The sequence below is a fragment of the Colwellia psychrerythraea genome (genome assembly GCF_000764185.1).
Lineage (GTDB): Bacteria > Pseudomonadota > Gammaproteobacteria > Enterobacterales > Alteromonadaceae > Colwellia > Colwellia psychrerythraea_B.
In genome coordinates this window covers 105,374-122,478 of the sequence record NZ_JQEC01000029.1, presented here as the reverse complement: position 1 = coordinate 122,478, position 17,105 = coordinate 105,374, and the positions used below count along the sequence as shown (strand labels likewise).

The 17,105-nt window shown below is 38.1% G+C and carries 13 protein-coding genes and 6 tRNA genes; 8 read left to right on the top strand and 11 right to left on the bottom strand.

The window, feature by feature from the left end:
- Window positions 1–39: 39 nt before the first annotated feature.
- The 7 genes from GAB14E_RS11160 to metG all read right to left on the bottom strand — a co-directional run bounded on the left by GAB14E_RS11160 (window position 40) and on the right by metG (window position 7,284).
- Window positions 40–327, bottom strand: coding sequence for a type II toxin-antitoxin system RelE family toxin (locus GAB14E_RS11160; protein WP_033082439.1), 288 nt, complete (start codon window positions 325–327; stop codon window positions 40–42).
- Window positions 317–565: a type II toxin-antitoxin system Phd/YefM family antitoxin gene (locus GAB14E_RS11165; RefSeq protein WP_033082438.1), complete on the bottom strand. Its 249-nt coding sequence runs from the start codon at window positions 563–565 to the stop codon at window positions 317–319. The genes GAB14E_RS11160 and GAB14E_RS11165 overlap by 11 nt, the downstream gene beginning before the upstream one ends.
- A 329-nt stretch (window positions 566–894) precedes the next feature.
- Window positions 895–1,542, bottom strand: coding sequence for a carbohydrate-binding family 9-like protein (locus GAB14E_RS11170; RefSeq protein WP_033082437.1), 648 nt, complete (start codon window positions 1,540–1,542; stop codon window positions 895–897).
- Between the two features lie 48 nt (window positions 1,543–1,590).
- Window positions 1,591–2,352, bottom strand: a complete 762-nt coding sequence (tsaA, locus tag GAB14E_RS11175) for a tRNA (N6-threonylcarbamoyladenosine(37)-N6)-methyltransferase TrmO (RefSeq protein WP_231562041.1) — start codon at window positions 2,350–2,352, stop codon at window positions 1,591–1,593.
- Between the two features lies 1 nt (window position 2,353).
- Window positions 2,354–2,761, bottom strand: a complete 408-nt coding sequence (gene rcsF, locus GAB14E_RS11180) for an Rcs stress response system protein RcsF (protein WP_033082436.1) — start codon at window positions 2,759–2,761, stop codon at window positions 2,354–2,356.
- Complete coding sequence (locus GAB14E_RS11185) at window positions 2,742–4,919, bottom strand: cation:dicarboxylate symporter family transporter (protein WP_033082435.1); 2,178 nt, start codon at window positions 4,917–4,919, stop codon at window positions 2,742–2,744. The genes rcsF and GAB14E_RS11185 overlap by 20 nt, the downstream gene beginning before the upstream one ends.
- Before the next feature lie 226 nt (window positions 4,920–5,145).
- Window positions 5,146–7,284 carry a methionine--tRNA ligase gene (gene metG / locus GAB14E_RS11190; RefSeq protein ID WP_052093687.1) on the bottom strand — a complete coding sequence of 713 codons (2,139 nt, stop codon included), beginning with the start codon at window positions 7,282–7,284 and terminating at the stop codon, window positions 5,146–5,148.
- 118 nt (window positions 7,285–7,402) lie between these two features.
- Here metG and apbC point away from each other — a divergent pair, with 118 nt between their 5' ends.
- Together apbC and dcd are read left to right on the top strand one after the other, a co-directional pair.
- Window positions 7,403–8,572 (top strand): iron-sulfur cluster carrier protein ApbC, encoded by a 1,170-nt coding sequence (apbC, locus tag GAB14E_RS11195; RefSeq protein WP_052093686.1) that lies wholly within the window; start codon window positions 7,403–7,405, stop codon window positions 8,570–8,572.
- A 28-nt stretch (window positions 8,573–8,600) separates the two neighbouring features.
- Complete coding sequence (gene dcd / locus GAB14E_RS11200) at window positions 8,601–9,191, top strand: dCTP deaminase (protein ID WP_033082434.1); 591 nt, start codon at window positions 8,601–8,603, stop codon at window positions 9,189–9,191.
- Window positions 9,192–9,406: 215 nt separating this feature from the next.
- Here the strand turns inward: dcd and GAB14E_RS11205 are convergent, their stop codons facing one another.
- The 4 genes from GAB14E_RS11205 to GAB14E_RS11220 all read right to left on the bottom strand — a co-directional run bounded on the left by GAB14E_RS11205 (window position 9,407) and on the right by GAB14E_RS11220 (window position 15,364).
- Window positions 9,407–10,636 carry a sensor histidine kinase gene (locus GAB14E_RS11205; protein WP_156115731.1) on the bottom strand — a complete coding sequence of 410 codons (1,230 nt, stop codon included), beginning with the start codon at window positions 10,634–10,636 and terminating at the stop codon, window positions 9,407–9,409.
- Between the two features lie 112 nt (window positions 10,637–10,748).
- The gene (locus tag GAB14E_RS11210; RefSeq protein WP_033082432.1) at window positions 10,749–11,426 is read right to left on the bottom strand and encodes a response regulator transcription factor; all 678 of its coding nucleotides are present in this window, start codon (window positions 11,424–11,426) and stop codon (window positions 10,749–10,751) included.
- Window positions 11,427–11,841: 415 nt separating this feature from the next.
- Entirely contained in the window at window positions 11,842–14,007 is a 2,166-nt protein-coding gene (locus tag GAB14E_RS11215) for a cytochrome c peroxidase (protein WP_052093685.1), read from the bottom strand.
- Window positions 14,008–14,449: 442 nt separating this feature from the next.
- Window positions 14,450–15,364, bottom strand: a complete 915-nt coding sequence (locus GAB14E_RS11220) for a gluconeogenesis factor YvcK family protein (protein ID WP_033082431.1) — start codon at window positions 15,362–15,364, stop codon at window positions 14,450–14,452.
- Window positions 15,365–15,789: 425 nt separating this feature from the next.
- Here GAB14E_RS11220 and GAB14E_RS11225 point away from each other — a divergent pair.
- The 6 genes from GAB14E_RS11225 to GAB14E_RS11250 all read left to right on the top strand — a co-directional run bounded on the left by GAB14E_RS11225 (window position 15,790) and on the right by GAB14E_RS11250 (window position 16,915).
- Window positions 15,790–15,865: transfer RNA gene (locus GAB14E_RS11225), tRNA-Ala, on the top strand.
- Window positions 15,866–15,966: 101 nt separating this feature from the next.
- Window positions 15,967–16,042 (top strand) — tRNA-Glu (locus GAB14E_RS11230).
- Window positions 16,043–16,152: 110 nt separating this feature from the next.
- Window positions 16,153–16,228, top strand: a tRNA-Glu gene (locus tag GAB14E_RS11235).
- Between the two features lie 130 nt (window positions 16,229–16,358).
- Window positions 16,359–16,434: transfer RNA gene (locus GAB14E_RS11240), tRNA-Glu, on the top strand.
- Window positions 16,435–16,564: 130 nt separating this feature from the next.
- Window positions 16,565–16,640: transfer RNA gene (locus GAB14E_RS11245), tRNA-Glu, on the top strand.
- Between the two features lie 199 nt (window positions 16,641–16,839).
- Window positions 16,840–16,915, top strand: a tRNA-Glu gene (locus tag GAB14E_RS11250).
- The last annotated feature ends 190 nt before the right edge of the window (window positions 16,916–17,105 follow it).

Sequence of the window (17,105 nt, the reverse complement as noted above, 5' to 3'; positions counted from 1 at the left end):
AGCGAAATTAGCCAATTCTATTTTGTTCCTTAAGTTTCTCTAATTGATGCGATCCATTGCAGCTCTGTATACTTTTCCTTTATCACGCTTCCCAACAGAGATTACAGTAACAGTGATAACATCATCGTTTACCTCGTACACTAGTCGGTAACCTACTTGCCTAAGCTTTATTTTGTATAAATCATTACCGCCAGATAGTTTAGCGCTTTCGATATGAGGATTATTTAAAATATCGGTTAGTTTTTTCTTAAACTGTGATTGAATCGTAGCACCTAATTTTTTCCATTCTTTAAGTGCTGACTTTTTAAATTCTAACTCATAGGTCATTTAAACTAACCTTTACACTTGCTTCATTTTTACGTTGTTGAACAATAGCAAGTAGTTCAAGGTCTTCAATATGATCCATCATAAATTCATAAGTCTCTGCGGGTATACAATAAAATGCAGGCTCATTTCTATTTAATACCGCAATAGCTTCACCGTGAGCACTCAATGCAACTTTCATAGGGTTTGCTTTTAGCTCGCTAATACTTGCAGCCGCCTCCGTTAATATTCTAGTTGTCATACTTTATTCCGTACGTTAAAGTGGTCTTTAATTGGTACAGTATAAACAACGAAACTTAACAAGTCACTCAAAAGGACAAATAACAGTTGGTTTTTTCTCCAGCGTCGCTTATTTTGACCAACTATTATTTGCCTCTTAGTGAGGCGTTATATGTCAGTGTTACCCACAATTAGTGGACACCTTCTATAGTTATATTCTGTCTCACATTGGGTTTTTTTACATCAAATTCCTAATCGTTTGTAGTGGTGGTACTCCAATCAGAATTAAATCTTAATACCGTTTATGTTCTACTATGCTGGTAAGGATTTAATATAAAATTAGTAGAAACGTTAAATAAACACCAACTCACCAAAGTGCTCAGGTCTGTGATAATCAGGTTCCACTACATTGATGTTATTCCATACAGCGTATTGTGGCTCTGTTCTACCGCCACAACGATAGAAATTGGCGAACCATTTGTCTTTATTTACCGTCTCGCCAGTAAGCGCTTCAATAGCAGTAAAGGGCAGAGCAATGTCTATGGTCCACTCTTTATCGTTTTCAGTTTCAAGTTTGACAGGACTTTCCATGGCAAGGTTAAGACTGCTTGTACATTGTATTAAGTTAGCTGCTTCTAAACTGATAAATTGACGATGGTCGCGGTCTTCGCCATAGGCTAAGTGTAAAGTGCCGCAACAATTGACCTCTAAATTGACATAACTACTACCTAGTACGCCAGATGGGCTAAAGAAAAACTCTACACATGAATCTTGACAAATTAACATATGATTTAGCTCAGTTTGCTTGGCATAGCTGTGCTTGTCTTGGGCAATAATTTGAATGAATAAAGTGCTATTGTTTGCGGTTAACTTAACTTGGCTGCTTTGTTTAGCGCCATGCTCATACCAAGGGAAAGTATTGATTTGTAGTGCTGGAATTAATGACCAGTCGAGTGGTTTATGATTAGTTGATGTTTTGGTTATGCTGTATTGGCTCATCTTTATCCTTTATATTTTCTTTAATCCTAACGAGTATTCACACTGTACTTATTTAGTGCTTAATTCGAGTTGTTTGTTAATACCAAGTACTTCAACTTGTTTTAAACCGCTTACTTGCCACGTAATGTTAAGATCATACAAACTCATGCCATAAATTTTATCATCACTCTTCCCCTGTTTGTAAGCAGGTCGAGGGTCTTGTGCCAATACTTGTTCAATCAATAATGATAATTCACTGTATTCATCGAAATGTGCTGATAAGTCGTTTTGTGCTTGTTGACTAAATCGCACCGATAAATCAGCGTTAGGTTGCGTTTGAGCAAAACCTGCATTGGCATCAATAATTGCATCAGAGTATGGAACATAGGGTTTTATATCGACAATAGGGGTGCCGTTAAGTAGGTCTAAACCTGATATATGCAAAATTGTTTGTTTGTTTACAGTGGTAACTTTATCCAATTTTACCACTGACATACCAATGGGATTTGGCCTAAAGGTCGACCGCGTTGCTAGTACACCGGTTTTAACATTGCCGCCAAGACGTGGCGGCCTTACCAAGGGTTTCCAGCCTTGTGCTTGTGTGCCATGAAAAACAAATAATAACCATAAATGACTAAATTGCTCAATATCACGCACTAATTCAGCATTATTCGCTGCGCCGATGAGTACAACTTTGCCTTTTGCAGCGCTGACTAAATTGGGCTGCCTAGGTATAGCAAACTTCTCTTGATAAGGCGACTCAATCACGCCTATTGCATCAAAGTTGAAACTTTGCATTTCTTGAGGGCTATCATCATATGACTTTGACACTTTATTGCTCTATTGGCTCATGAGGAGGACCTAAACGGTAAGCTTTACCGTAACAAACAACCTGTGCGACACAATGTTTAGTTTCTATATCAACACAGCTAGTAAAGATGACAGCATTGGCTTGTTGTTTAAACGCGACTTGTCTTGCTTGAGTTCGGGCATTTATGACATCAGGCGGAGCTAGGTGTTCTTTCTTTTGGCAATCCTCACCTTCTACTAAGCCGACATAATCAAAGCTTGACATAAACTCAGTTTCATCATTAAAAATTTTAACTTTACTGGCACTAAAGTATTGCTGGGCATCGTCAGGTGTAACATTACTTTCAAACGAATAATTACCACTACAGCTAGCTAATAGTGGTGATGCTAGGCAAAGGGCGATAATTTCTTTAGTTAGTTTTTGAGTCATGGCTATTTTCCTGGTTGTTATCTTTTTTCAATAACGATTTAGGCTTCTTTCCAGCAATCCAATAGTGGAACAGCTGATCTATGTTTTGATTCTTTTTCATCATGAAAATCCAGTTGCGCATGAATATCTCAAAGGTATTGTCACTGGTGTTAATAGCAAACGCCATTGATATTTCGGGTCGAGCTGGTTTAGGCACAATGACTGTATATTCTGGGTTAATTAACGTCCAAGCGGATGCCGTTGCGGCGCCAAATAACATGGCATCAATATGTTGATATTTTTCTCTAAAAAATAACCTTGGCGTAGAAATTTCCCACACCGTTGCTTTTTCAAAGTAGCGACGGACAATGTTTTCACTGTGGAATATTTCAGGGATGCCGATAATTAAATCATCGCGAGAAAAAATACTTTGCCAATCATTAAACTCTTTACGGCGTTCTTCTTTTACCAAAAATGCCATTGACTGGGAAGAGTAGGGTACCGTTAAGGTATACTCTTTCATATTTTTGGGTGTTACTGGCACACCGGTGGTCATGTCTAGATAACCAGAGGAAAGTAATTTTTTTGCTTGTTTATGGAAAATACGAACAAACTCTATTGAAACCCCTAAATCATCGGCCAATAAATTAATTATCTCAATATCAAACCCGACTAATTTTCCTTTCTGGTTATGAAAAGTGTAGGGCAAGTCATCACGAAAATATCCGACGCGAATAAAACCTCGTTGTTTAATTCTATCTAAAACACCTACATTTATTAAATCTTCCTTACCACTAAGGTCTGGCTCAGTTAATACCTTGGCTTTTCCGTCGAGTACAATAAAGTCTCTTTCTATGAATTTTTCATAACCTTGGTATTGGTAACTAATTGCATCAAAGGTAAAACGTAATGCTAAAAACGCCACGATTGAGATAATAGGCAGCAACAGTAAATAACCACTAAATGAGCGCCACTTAAAGGTGAACTTTCTTAACATACTGGTGGCAATAAGTAATACCAAACTAATAGAAAAAATAACACTTAGCAGGGCATTGAGGCGGCCAACAATGATGTTTTCAGCGACTAAAAATAAGTCGAATAATGAGCCGGGCACATTAAAAAGTTCTAATAAGCTTGGTATAGCAATCGTTGTTGAGCCAAATAATTGCGGGATACCAGCGACTAATAATTGCAGATAATCACTACTATTGACTTGTGAGCCAGAAAACCAAGCGGCAAATAAGGCAAATAATATGGCTAATAATTTGCCGCCAACAGGTAAACTAAAACAGATAGGTACAATAATACTGGGCATATTGCTGGCATCTGCTTTGACTGATTTACTGCCATTTTCAGCACTAGGTATTTGCTCTATCAACTGTTTTGCTTTTTCAACAATAATAGGGATAACGACAAAAAAGCTGCCTGTGGCAAAAGCTGTAATCATTGCTTGTCGTGAGCTAGCAAGAATTTGACGATAACTAAAGGGAGTAATGATAGCGACGATGGCTGGCAGCACGATAAAACTAAGTAAAAAGACCAATACTGCTGCAGTGACTATATAAACCTGCAAGCCATCTAATTGACTACTGTCAACGGTTGCAGCTGCTCGCAGGGCAATGCAAAATATACCTATAGGGGCGAAGCGCATTACCATGTTGCTAACATTCACTACCGCATTGTTTAATCCATTTAATACTGACAGAGTGGTCTTTTTAGCTTTAACTTTCATCAAACCAATACCAATGAAAATACTAAACAGCACCACACTGGGTATTAAGCCATTAGCTAAGGCATAAAATGGGTTGGTCGGGATGAAAAGTGAAATAATATCAAATTCGGGAGTCGTGTTTATGGTGTTAATGCTATAAAAGTCAGCACTTTGCCAATCAGGAAAGGCTATTGGGGCAAGTAAGATAAAAGCTAATACTATTGCTAATAATGTTATTAAAATGAAGAGGCTGAGTTTTAGGGTTTTAGTAACCTTTTCTGGATTTAAACCGCCAATACCAACAATAAGTGATAAGGCTATATAAGGTAATGCAGTCATCTGCAATAACATAACAAATGCGTTGGCGAGCTCTTCAACACCTGTATAAACCGTGCCAGATAATGTGCCTAATGTTAAGCCAATTAGCATAGCTAAAATGATACTGACAGATAAAGGTATTTTATTCATTAAACGGCTTAATTTTGTTATCAAAGTGTTTAGTACCTTATTAAATACGGATTATACAGGTAAGTAGAGTACCCTATTTTTTCAGGAGCCGTTGCAGCTAAGTGTTAATTTTTGTTGGCAACAAGTGCTTGAGAAAGTATATGCGGTAGGTAAAAAATAAAAAAGGTATCAATATTATTGATACCTTTTTAATGGTTAAACCTGATAAGTTAAATAACGGCTTACGTTATTTAACGCGCATTCCTGCTATTGCGCCATCATCTGGATTTAATATCCATAAGTCTTTATCGCCAGGACCTGCGGCTAAAACCATACCCTCAGACATACCAAAGCGCATTTTACGTGGCGCTAAGTTAGCGACCATGACAGTATGTTTGCCAATTAAGTCTTCAGGGTTGTAAGCTGACTTAATACCAGCGAACACTTGACGAGTTTCTGTGCCTTCTTCATTAAGCGCTAACGTTAGCTGTATTAATTTATCTGCTTTTTCAACGTGCTCAGCATTAATGATTTTAACAATACGTAAATCAATTTTTGCAAAGTCATCAAATTGAATTTCTTCAGAGATAGGGTCAGCAGCTAATGGATCAGCAAGAGCAGCAGAGTTGTCGACTACCTTAGCCGCTTTCTTTTTCTTGGCTGGCTTTTTTTCTTCTTCTGCAGCGCCGGCTAAGCTATCTTTTGATGCTTCAGTCATTGCCTTAACTTTATCCATATCAACACGTTGTAATAACGCTTTAAACTTATTGATTTTATGATCAGTTAATAAGGTTTTGTGTCCTTCCCAAACTAGCTCATCATTTAAGAAAGCTGCAGTGCTATCGGCGAGTGCAGGCAATACTGGCTTTAAGTAAATCATTAGTGTGCGGAACATGTTGATACCTAATGAACAGATATCATGTACTTCCTGTTGCTTAGTTTCGTCTTTCACTAACTGCCATGGTTCTTTCACCGCAATATATTCATTCACTTTATCAGCAAGTGCCATTATTTCTCGCATACCACGGCCAAAATCACGAGCTTCATAATGGGCCGCAATGCTATCGCCTGCTGCCATTACTTCCTCGGCCAGAACTTGATCATCAATATTAGTTGATAACATGCCATCAAAACGTTTGGTGATAAAGCTTGCACAACGAGAAGCGATGTTAACCACTTTACCAACTAAATCAGAATTTACACGTTGGACAAAATCTTCAAGATTTAAATCTAAATCATCAATTTTATGGGTTAATTTAGTTGCGTAGTAATAACGCAAGTATTCAGGGTTTAAATGCGCTAAATAGGTATTGGCTTTAATAAACGTACCTTTTGATTTAGACATTTTTTCACCGTTCACGGTAACAAAACCATGCGCGAAAACAGCGGTGGGCTTGCGGAAATCAGCACCTTCTAACATAGCTGGCCAAAATAGGCTGTGGAAGTTAATAATGTCTTTACCGATAAAGTGATAAAGCTCAGCGTCTGAATCTTTATTCCAATAGCTGTCAAAGTCGATATTTTGTTTATCACACAAGTTTTTAAAGCTGCCCATGTAGCCACAAGGCGCGTCTAACCATACGTAGAAAAACTTGCCAGGCGCATTAGGTATTTCAAAGCCAAAATAAGGTGCGTCTCGGCTGATATCCCACTGTTTTAAACCTTGGTCAAACCATTCTGTTAATTTATTAGCCACTTCTTCTTGTAGGGTACCACTGCGGATCCAGTCTGCTAACATGGTTTCAAAAGCGGGTAAGTCGAAGAAGTAATGCTCTGAATCTTTTAATACCGGCGTCGCGCCTGAAATAGCTGAACGTGGGTTAATAACTTCTGTTGGTGAATAAGTTGCACCACAGTTGTCACAGCTATCACCGTTTTCATCTTCACTTTTACATTTTGGACAGGTGCCTTTAATAAAGCGGTCAGCTAGGAACATGCCTTTTTCAGGATCATATAACTGAGAAATAGTACGCGTTTTAATATGCCCTTTTGCATGTAAACGGTTGTATATCTCTTCCGAGAACGCTTTGTTTTCATCACTGTGTGTCGTGTGGTAATTATCAAAACTGATGTGAAAATCACTAAAGTCTTTAATGCGCTCTTCACGCACACCCTTGATCATTTCTTCTGGTGTTATGCCCAGCTCTTGTGCTTTTAGCATAATCGGTGTGCCGTGAGCATCATCAGCACAGACAAAATAGGTTTCATGTCCACGCATTCGTTGAAAACGTACCCAAATATCTGTTTGAATATGCTCAAGCATATGGCCTAAATGGATAGAACCATTGGCATAAGGAAGGGCACAAGTAACTAGAATTTTGCGCTTTTCTGGTAATGAATGCGATGCAACGTTTGATGTAGCTTCAGATAAAGTAGTTTCAGACATGAAAAATAGTTGTTTTTGATGGTAATAATGTTGGCAATAGTACAGAATTTAGCGATGATTTTCATTAGTTGAATGCAACTAATTTTGCTATTTTTTTTATAAAGGTCTCCAAGTCATTATGTTTGGTAAAATATTCTCGAAAAAAGCCTCAACACAAGCGGTGAAATCCTTAGGTGAAACACTCTCTACCAATGAAATTGAACCATTTATTAAAGATACCTTATCGCACTATATTTCTGAAAATTTCCCTGAAGGTATTTTAGCGGTTTGCCAGCAGTTTACCATTTCTCAACATAAAACCATCACCGTAAATCTAGTTATGCCCTTTATCTGTCAAGGTGAATTAGATTTAGTTGCGCAAACGTTAAGTGAGAATTTAGCTTGCACAGTCAGTATTAAAGTTGAGTTAGCGATAAAACCAGTACGTCAATTCTCTCTTGGTAAAGCTCAAGAGGGCAGTGGACAAGGTTATTTACCTCAAGGAAAGGTAGCAAATATAATCGCCATTGCATCAGGTAAGGGCGGGGTAGGTAAATCAACCACGACAGTTAACTTGGCTTATGCATTAATGAGCGAGGGCGCTAAAGTTGGTATTTTAGATGCTGATGTCTATGGTCCTTCAATTCCTACCATGCTAGGTCTTAAAAATGAGAAGCCGAGTTCAAGCGATGGTAAGTTGATGACCCCGTTAAATGCTAACGGGCTAAGTGCGATGTCTATTGGTTTTTTAGTTGATGAAGCCGACGCTACAGTTTGGCGTGGCCCTATGGCCAGCACTGCTTTTAATCAATTATTAAATGAAACTGATTGGCCTGAGCTCGATTATTTACTTATTGATATGCCACCGGGTACGGGGGATATTCAATTAACCTTGGCACAAAAAGTACCTGTAGCCGCCGCAGTTATCGTGACAACACCACAAGATATTGCCTTAATTGATGCTGTGAAAGCTATTGCTATGTTTGATAAAGTGAAAGTACCAGTATTAGGTATTGTTGAGAATATGAGTTACCACCTTTGCGAAAACTGTGGTCATCAAAGCCATATCTTTGGTGAAGCAGGTGGTGAGTATATGGCTCATGACCATGAAACTAAGCTATTAGGTCAGCTACCACTTGATATCGCCATTCGCCAAGATGCTGATTTGGGTGAATCAGATATAATTGAAAATAGCGCTGGTGAAATAGCTAAGCATTACCGTAAAATAGCCCGTAATATTTCGGCGCAATTATTTTTACAGTGTGATATTGCTAGCCCATTAACAGCAAAAGTAGTAACAAAAGCTTAAGTGCAAAATAAGGTAAATAAAGGCCATTATGAGATTATGTGATAAAGATATAGAACGAAGCCTTGATGACGGAAAAATAATTATCGAGCCAAAACCTGACATTTCGATGATTTCGGGTGTTAGTGTTGATATACGCTTAGGCAATGAATTTAGAGTGTTTCAAGACCATACTGCGCCATATATTGACTTGAGTGCACCTAAAGGCGAAGTTCAAGAAGCGATGAACTCTATCATGAGTGATGAAATTTATATTGCCGATGGTGATGCGTTCTTTTTACATCCTGGCGAATTGGCCTTGGCGGTAACTTATGAGTCAGTAACCCTACCGGATAATATTGTTGGTTGGCTTGATGGCCGTTCATCATTAGCACGTTTAGGGCTAATGGTGCATGTAACAGCGCATCGTATCGATCCCGGTTGGTCGGGGCAAATAGTATTAGAGTTTTATAACAGTGGTAAGTTGCCGCTAGCGCTACGTCCAAAAATGAAAATAGCCGCATTAAACTTTGAAACAATGTCTTCAAGTGCTGCCCGCCCGTATAACAAACGTGACGATGCAAAATATAAAGATCAAAAAGGTGCTGTGGCTAGCCGTATCAGTGAAGACGATACAGTTTAAAGCGTTTATTGTTGATTATTTCTATTGAATATAAACTGTCCTGAAGTCTTCCCCTTTATGGGTGTACACTTTAGGCTATTTATTGCTAATTAATTTAATCACTTACAAATACACTTAACGCTTACTTTACTTTTAGCTTATTGATCCGCAACAACGTGCCTTCAAGCATCAATCTAGCTACTGAGCAATAAGTGTCATTACGTACAAGGCATTAACTAATTAAAAGAAATTATAATTTCAAAACCATTATTTGTAATATTGTTAAGGCTAAGTTGCCAGTTTTGTTGATCTGCGATTTGCTGAACAATATCTAAACCTAGACCAAAACCTTGTCCCTGAAAAATGCCTCTTTTAGTCAGTTCTTGGCTTTCTTTGTCACTATCTACTAAATCTGAGCAGCTATTTGATACTGAGAGGCTCAACTTGTCCAATTGGATACGTACGCAGCCATCAGTCCAAGAGTGCTCGAATGCGTTTCGAATAATATTACTCAGTGCTATGCGACATAATGGTTCAAATAAGGCTATCGAAGTATTGTCAGTAAAAAGAAGTACAATTTCTACATTTTTGTCTTTAAGTAAATAGATATGCTCATCAATTATTAATTCAACAAGCTGTTTAAGACATACTTTTTTTATCGGCGTACGAAAACTAGTTTTTCGGCTTAAAAATAATAGCGCTTGAGTTATTTCAGCCATATTATTATTGGCTCTTCGAATATTAGCGTGTTGATCTGCTATATTGTTATTCCCTTTACTTGCTCGTAAATGAATAATATCTAATGCAGAAGAAACAACCGTAATTGGCGTACGTAATTCATGACTGGCATTTTGCAAAAATTCTTTTTCTCTTTGATGGTATTGATGTATTCGTCCCATAGTTTGATGCAAAGTATTCGCCACCTGACCTATTTCAGTTTTGTCATTCATCAACTCAAAGGAAAGCTCAGGGTTATTTTCATCTAAAGTATTGGCCATTTTTGTTAATTCATTTAACGGGTTTAATACTCTAATAATTAACAATCTGGCAATCCAATAGACTAAAGCAATCGATAATAACATTAACAAGATGATGGAGATGGGCACGGTCAATATTGGTCTTAATTTTTTAGGATGAATGTTAATACCTTTACCGCGATTATTTATATTGCTAGAAGTACCATCGTTAAAAACTAAATATAATTTTTTATGGCTATTTTTTAATGGTTGTATAAAAAGCAGGAATAAATTTTTGGGTCTCGACGCTAAAGAGGGGGGCTGACCCGATTGAATGATCAATCGGTAATCAGAAAATTTGTTTTGATCAAAAAGTCTTAAGATATCTTTAGGTAGGGCATTAAGTCCAACATAAGCGAGGTATCGACCCGAAACAGGTAGTTGGTATTCGCCATTATTGTCAACTTGTTGAGCATAATGATTGGCCATAGAAGCCATAGAACGGTGCATTGTAGTGTGAATTCCGATAAAAAAAATTCGGTATAATATAAAAATAAAAAACACCAATAATAAACTAATGCTGATTATTAACTGTTTTCTAAATTGATACTTCAGGCTATTTTTACGCTGCACTGTTATCACCTTTTAGGATCAGACCAACTCCACGTACCGTTTGAATAAGCGCTTGCTCAAATGGCTTGTCAACTAATTGTCTTAATTTATAAATATGTGATTTAAGGGCATCAGAGTCAGGCAATTGGTCTTGCCAAATTATTTGCTCAATATCTTGTCGGGTAATAACTTTTGGGCTGGCTTTTAACAAGGCTTCTAATATCTGCCAACTGACTTTATTTAGTTCAATAACGTGACCCGCACGTGATACTGTTCTTAAGTCAATATTCATAGATAAATCAGCAAACGTTAGCGCGACATTGACATTAGCTGTACGTTTTATTAAAACCTCAACTCGAGCAAGAAGCTCAGCTAAAGCAAACGGTTTAATTAAATAATCATCAGCGCCAGCGGTAAATCCTTGTAATTTATCTTCCAAGGTATCTCTGGCCGTTAACATTATAACGGGGGTTTTTACTCCTGCATCTCTTAGTGATTTACAGAGAGTCATACCATCTTTTCCGGGTAACATAATATCTAAGATGATGGCATTGAATGAGTGTTTTTTGGCTAATTGCAAGCCTAAATGACCATTACTGGCATAATCACATTCAAAGTTATGAGATTCTAAATATTCAATTATATTAGCAGCTAAGGTTCGATTATCTTCAATTACTAGGACAAGCATAAAAAAGTACTCTTTGATGAGCAGCAGCAAGTTAAATCAATATTTATCCTCGGTAAAAAATTAAACATTTATTTCCTTAACGTTTACCTGCTACATGATGGTGGTTGAATTAACTGATTGGTCAATATCTCTAATGTTATCAAGTTATAAAACTTTGTGTGTAATAATAAATATATGAGGTTTAACATCTTAAAATTTAAAGAAATGGGCACTCTAAATCCTATGCGCCATGTAAATAACTTGTTAAATCTCAGTAGATTACTGGGTTAGTCAAAGGATCATACTCACGCACTACCTTATTGGTTTTAAAATTTTTAAGTTTCAGCGAAAATAGAGTTAACCTCTATGTTCGTTGAAACTTACACCGACAAGTCATTTGCTGTTATCAGTCAAATGGTCATGATGACAAAATTAATTAATGGCTTGTTTTATCCAGACGAATACTCATACCGTTAGCATTTTCTCCTTCAACCGTAATATATAACCAACCCACTGGCGGGTTGGTGATAATAATAGCTTCACTATTACTATCAGAGTTAGTTGAACGACCTTCGTTGTTGTTAGCATTTGGCCAAGTTCTGCCGGTATACAAACTTAAATTACCGGTACCATGCTCTGTTCTAACGGTGACACTTGCAGTATTTTCATCGATATAAGCAGTAAAGTAGCCGATCCCTTGTCCTACACACACACTTTCACCGGGCTTAAGTTCACCAGATCTTTGCACTGGAAACATCATAGTACAAGCATCAGCAACATCTGGTCCTGGGGGAGGGGTCGGCTCTGCTTCTATACTGACAGTTAAGCCAGTTAATTGATAACCGTTTTCACTGCCGACTGAAATATAACGGTAACCTCGATTTGCTTTAACATAAACAACCTCTTCATTACCGGCTTTTATTGCCATAGCTTGAGCGTTGAAAGGGGTCGCCCAAGTATTCGCATTATAAAATATATCGGCATTACCGCTGCCACCTGTGGTACTAATAACTAAGTTTGTATCATCTTCTTTTACATGAAAATAGAACGACTTGTGATTTCCTGAAATACATTCCATTTGATCCAAAGCTAAAGCGCCACTTTCAAGGCTGACCTGATCACACTCTCTTGTCATACTCAAGGGTAAACCCTTCTTATTTATTGCATGGAGTTGTAAGCCATCAGGATCATTCTGCTGAGGGTTCGGTAACCATTTGCTCATACACACAGCATCTTGAGTACATGGATCCGTTAAGGTATGTAAAAATGCAACTAGATCGGCTTTGCCTTCAGTAGTTAAACCTAACGGTAACATGGCAGGAATGCCTAACGTTCTAAGAAATTGCATCGTGGCAACGCTGCTACTGGCAAAAGTTTCTGCTTCTGGGAACAAACTCTCACAGTTTTCTACGTCAATAAATTGTGGATGTTCACACCAATTTTTATTGGTAACAAAAGCTGGCAGGCTAACATCAAAGTCATTGTAATGGTCAACTACTTGCTCAAGGGTTTGATAAGCTCCGGCATGACCATAAGGCGCGGTTACCCCAACATTTAACAAACTGGAAATTCTGAACGCATTGTTGTCTGCTGGAATTGAACTTTCAGCGCCACGGCCAAAGTCATCGACTCCCGAAGCTCCATGACCTTTACCTGGGCCTATTTGTGGAAAACCAACATTGAAGAATGCCTGGCTAGTAAAGGTATCACCACTATGACAACCCACACAGCCTGCACCTTCTGGTGCTGGGCTATAAAACAATTTTGCTCCTCTTTTTTCTTGTTCAGTTATCGCATCAATATCGCCTTTAATATAGCTAAACCAGCGATTATTGGTTAAGTTTAATGAGCTCTCATAACTTGCGATAGCACGTTTAACATTATCAAAATTAACGACCTCTTCGCCTTCTGGTGTTTCACTACCATAAACACCTTCAAATAGTGTCCGCCATTCATTTTTATCTAGTTCATTCGCACCTATTCCCTCATTAGCCAAGCGCTGACCCAAGTGATGACGAACGGTTTCATTTGATTGACCGGTTTCAAAATTTTCAGTGCGCATCTCTTCAACTGATGTCACTGGAAAACCAGCTTGCGCGATTAATAAACTTTCTCCTGCAGCTGCATCTGCTTCACCAAAGGCACTATCTGGTGTTCTAATACCGCCGCTGGCTAGTTTTTCAACACGTGAATCCAAAAAAAGGCCTTGAGTCCATATCCATGCATTCATAATTGAAGGTGTATTACGTGGATTATTAAAAATTCCGTCTGGATGTTTTCTGCCATCCCCCATAACTAATGGATTTTCTGCGTCAACCCCTACGGCTAAAGCTAAACCATCTCCCCCAGCAAGGTAGGGATGATGACAACTTGCACAGGCGGCGTTTTGTTCACCTCCCAATGCCTGACTGAAAAATAATAATTTACCCAATTCGGCCTCTGGCTCGTCAGGTAATGGTAGATTAAACGCTTGTGCCGGATCACCGGTTAAGCTTTGCGCAGAAATAATGGTTTGTAATTTGTCATCTATCGTTTCTGCTGATAATTGACCTGATATAGCGGTTAATATCAGCATTGATACTAATTTAGTTTTTGCTCTCATAAATCACCTATTGATGCTTTTATTATTATTTAGGCTTGGCTTAACGCTAAACCTTTGAATATATTGTATACAAAGCGGGTGATGTCGATGCTATCAAAAGAAAGGTGAAATTAAGGTGAAATCGAGATGAGGTTAAATTGACATAGAGACTCTATGATAAGTCAAGAGATTGAGCACAGCGCCAAAATTGTTCATTTAGACCATTTAAAGATGATTACTTAACGACAATTTAAAGGCACATATACTAGGTTATTGATTTTGAAAAGTACGCTACATGGACTTAGCTCATGAAATAATTCAGGCGGTGCTGTAAGTACCTTATTAGATAAGGCTGGATAATATTACCCTGAGTTTATTCTCTAGGATAATATCCATTTTAATCAATGCCTTATTTTTTTTCTTTTACCTCGCTGAGTGGGGACAACTTAATTGACTTGTTATATCAACTCGCTATTTCTATTTTAATAGGCTTAGTAATTTGCTGTACACACGTTTCTAAAGCGTGAATAAGTTTTTCATTGTCATGGTGATGCGCTACTTTATTGTGAGCTAAATCTTGGCATATCACCTTCACTTTATTCGATTGAATGTCTTCATCTTGGCAAATGATACTGTCAATTGGTAGACAACCAATATTATCTTCAATCCAGTTAAGCTTTTCGTCTAAGGTTAATTTAGCCGCAGGACTTTTTTCGGCAACAATATTATCAATAAATACACAATGGCCCTTGCGTTTGTCTAGCGCTTTGGCGATATCCCTTACTAACAGCGGTGGCACAACACTGGTTAAGAAACTACCCGGGCCTAAGATAATAAGATCAGCATTGTTGATGGCGTCAATACATGGCTTCACAGACTTAACTAATGGCGCTAGCATTAAATCAGTGGGCATTATTGGCATTTCATCAACAGAGAGTTCACCGAGTCGACAACGACCTTCAGGATAAAATGCCATTAAATCTGTTGGGGTTTCAGACATTGGCAAAACCTGTGTTCTTACTCGTAATAAACGACGCACAAGTTTAATAGAGTCCATCGGGCTTGATTGTACTTTACCTAACCCGTATAGAATTAAGTTACCCAGGTTATGACCGCCGAGTTCATCCTCACCTTCAAAGCGAAAATTAAACAATTGACTACCAATTGAGTTTTCATCGACTAACTGAGTTAAACAGTTACGTAAGTCACCCCAAGCAATAGTACTACTTCTTTTTCTTAATCGGCCAGTTGAACCGCCGTTGTCTGTGGTGGTTACTATTCCTGTAAGCTGATGCCCCATAAAGGAGAGGGTAGATAATACACGACCTAAACCGTGTCCGCCGCCAATGGCGACTATGTTAAGTTTTTTGAGCTGCATACGGTTTACTACTTTCGTTATTGTATGGCTGAATGATATAAACCATACCGTTAAATTGCACAAAGATAAAGTAAGCAACCGTTCTCTATGTAATAAGCACATATCAGATGGTGGAATAGGGCGTTGTAACGAGGACTAAGTAAATTAGGTAATGTTTAACACTATTCAAAGCTTTTATATGTGGTTAATAATTAAACCATTATTACAGCGAGTTAGTTTAAATTAGACAATAAATAGACACCTTGCTCATTATGCGATCAGTTAAAGCATTTCTTAGTAAATAAATGCTTTTTTTTACAAATAAGTGTTGACAGTTTATCGGCTGCTGCTCATAATGCGCCTCGTTTTCAGCAAGTGTTAGGTCCACTGGTTGAGAGCATAGTTTAATAGCTATTAGGCCAGTTATTAAATGACTCGAATATTTCGGGGCTATAGCTCAGCTGGGAGAGCGCTTCGCTGGCAGCGAAGAGGTCTGCGGTTCGATCCCGCATAGCTCCACCATATTAGGTTTTTTGTTAAGGTTAACGCTTGCGTTATCAGAAACGAAAAATAGATAGTTTAATTGGTAGTTAATATTATTTATAATGTAAACGCTAATTTGTGTCCCTATCGTCTAGAGGCCTAGGACACCGCCCTTTCACGGCGGTAACAGGGGTTCGAATCCCCTTAGGGATGCCACTATTTCTTTTGTTCTTGCTTTATATATAAAGTTAGAGTGAAAGCATCAAGTTTGCTTGGACTTGTTAAAATTAAGCACTGTTCTAATTTAGCAATTAGCTAAATATTGTGTCCCTATCGTCTAGAGGCCTAGGACACCGCCCTTTCACGGCGGTAACAGGGGTTCGAATCCCCTTAGGGATGCCACTTTATTCATACCTTAAGGCATGATAAAAGAGAGCATTACTCTGAAAAGAGAACTAAGTTTTGCTTAAACTTATAAAATATTAAGCGCTGTTCTAATTTAGCACTATCTTTAAGATAAGCTAAATATTGTGTCCCTATCGTCTAGAGGCCTAGGACACCGCCCTTTCACGGCGGTAACAGGGGTTCGAATCCCCTTAGGGATGCCACTTTATTTATACCTTTAAGGCATGATAAAAGAGAGCATTACTCTGAAAAGAGAACTAAGTTTGCTTGAACTTATAAAAAATTAAGCGCTGTTCTAATTTAGCACTATCTTTAAGATAAGCTAAATATTGTGTCCCTATCGTCTAGAGGCCTAGGACACCGCCCTTTCACGGCGGTAACAGGGGTTCGAATCCCCTTAGGGATGCCACTTATTCATATCTTTAAGGCATGATAAAAGAGAGCATTACAGTTACCTTATTACTGAAAAATAAGGGTTTAGAGTTTTAGTTTTACCAGCTTGTCTTTTATGACAAACCTTCTATTATTGAAGGCTTGGTCTAATTAAATCAGTAGAGCAATCTACTAGATAGTTTGAACGATTTAGGTGTAATATTAAATCAATCAGTGTCCCTATCGTCTAGAGGCCTAGGACACCGCCCTTTCACGGCGGTAACAGGGGTTCGAATCCCCTTAGGGATGCCACTTTTCTTTAACTTTACTTTAATTAAGTAAATAAAGGAGCGGTGACTACATGAGAAAACCCACGCAATATGTAAATATTGCGTGGGTTTTTTTTTGCCTGGAATTTAGCTAAACTTTTACGAGGTTACTTTCTCGTTGGCAGACTTTACTTTTCACTTTATAGTGTCACCTCAAATAGTAACTTACATTT

Excerpts from the sequence above, each read along its gene's own strand:
- GAB14E_RS11160 (WP_033082439.1), bottom strand. The coding sequence starts at position 327 with ATGACCTATGAGTTAGAATTTAAAAAGTCAGCACTTAAAGAATGGAAA.
- GAB14E_RS11165 (WP_033082438.1), bottom strand. The coding sequence starts at position 565 with ATGACAACTAGAATATTAACGGAGGCGGCTGCAAGTATTAGCGAGCTA.
- GAB14E_RS11170 (WP_033082437.1), bottom strand. The coding sequence starts at position 1,542 with ATGAGCCAATACAGCATAACCAAAACATCAACTAATCATAAACCACTC.
- rcsF (WP_033082436.1), bottom strand. The coding sequence starts at position 2,761 with ATGACTCAAAAACTAACTAAAGAAATTATCGCCCTTTGCCTAGCATCA.
- GAB14E_RS11185 (WP_033082435.1), bottom strand. The coding sequence starts at position 4,919 with ATGAATAAAATACCTTTATCTGTCAGTATCATTTTAGCTATGCTAATT.
- metG (WP_052093687.1), bottom strand. The coding sequence starts at position 7,284 with ATGTCTGAAACTACTTTATCTGAAGCTACATCAAACGTTGCATCGCAT.
- apbC (WP_052093686.1), top strand. The coding sequence starts at position 7,403 with ATGTTTGGTAAAATATTCTCGAAAAAAGCCTCAACACAAGCGGTGAAA.
- dcd (WP_033082434.1), top strand. The coding sequence starts at position 8,601 with ATGAGATTATGTGATAAAGATATAGAACGAAGCCTTGATGACGGAAAA.
- GAB14E_RS11205 (WP_156115731.1), bottom strand. The coding sequence starts at position 10,636 with ATGCACCGTTCTATGGCTTCTATGGCCAATCATTATGCTCAACAAGTT.
- GAB14E_RS11210 (WP_033082432.1), bottom strand. The coding sequence starts at position 11,426 with ATGCTTGTCCTAGTAATTGAAGATAATCGAACCTTAGCTGCTAATATA.
- GAB14E_RS11215 (WP_052093685.1), bottom strand. The coding sequence starts at position 14,007 with ATGAGAGCAAAAACTAAATTAGTATCAATGCTGATATTAACCGCTATA.
- GAB14E_RS11220 (WP_033082431.1), bottom strand. The coding sequence starts at position 15,364 with ATGCAGCTCAAAAAACTTAACATAGTCGCCATTGGCGGCGGACACGGT.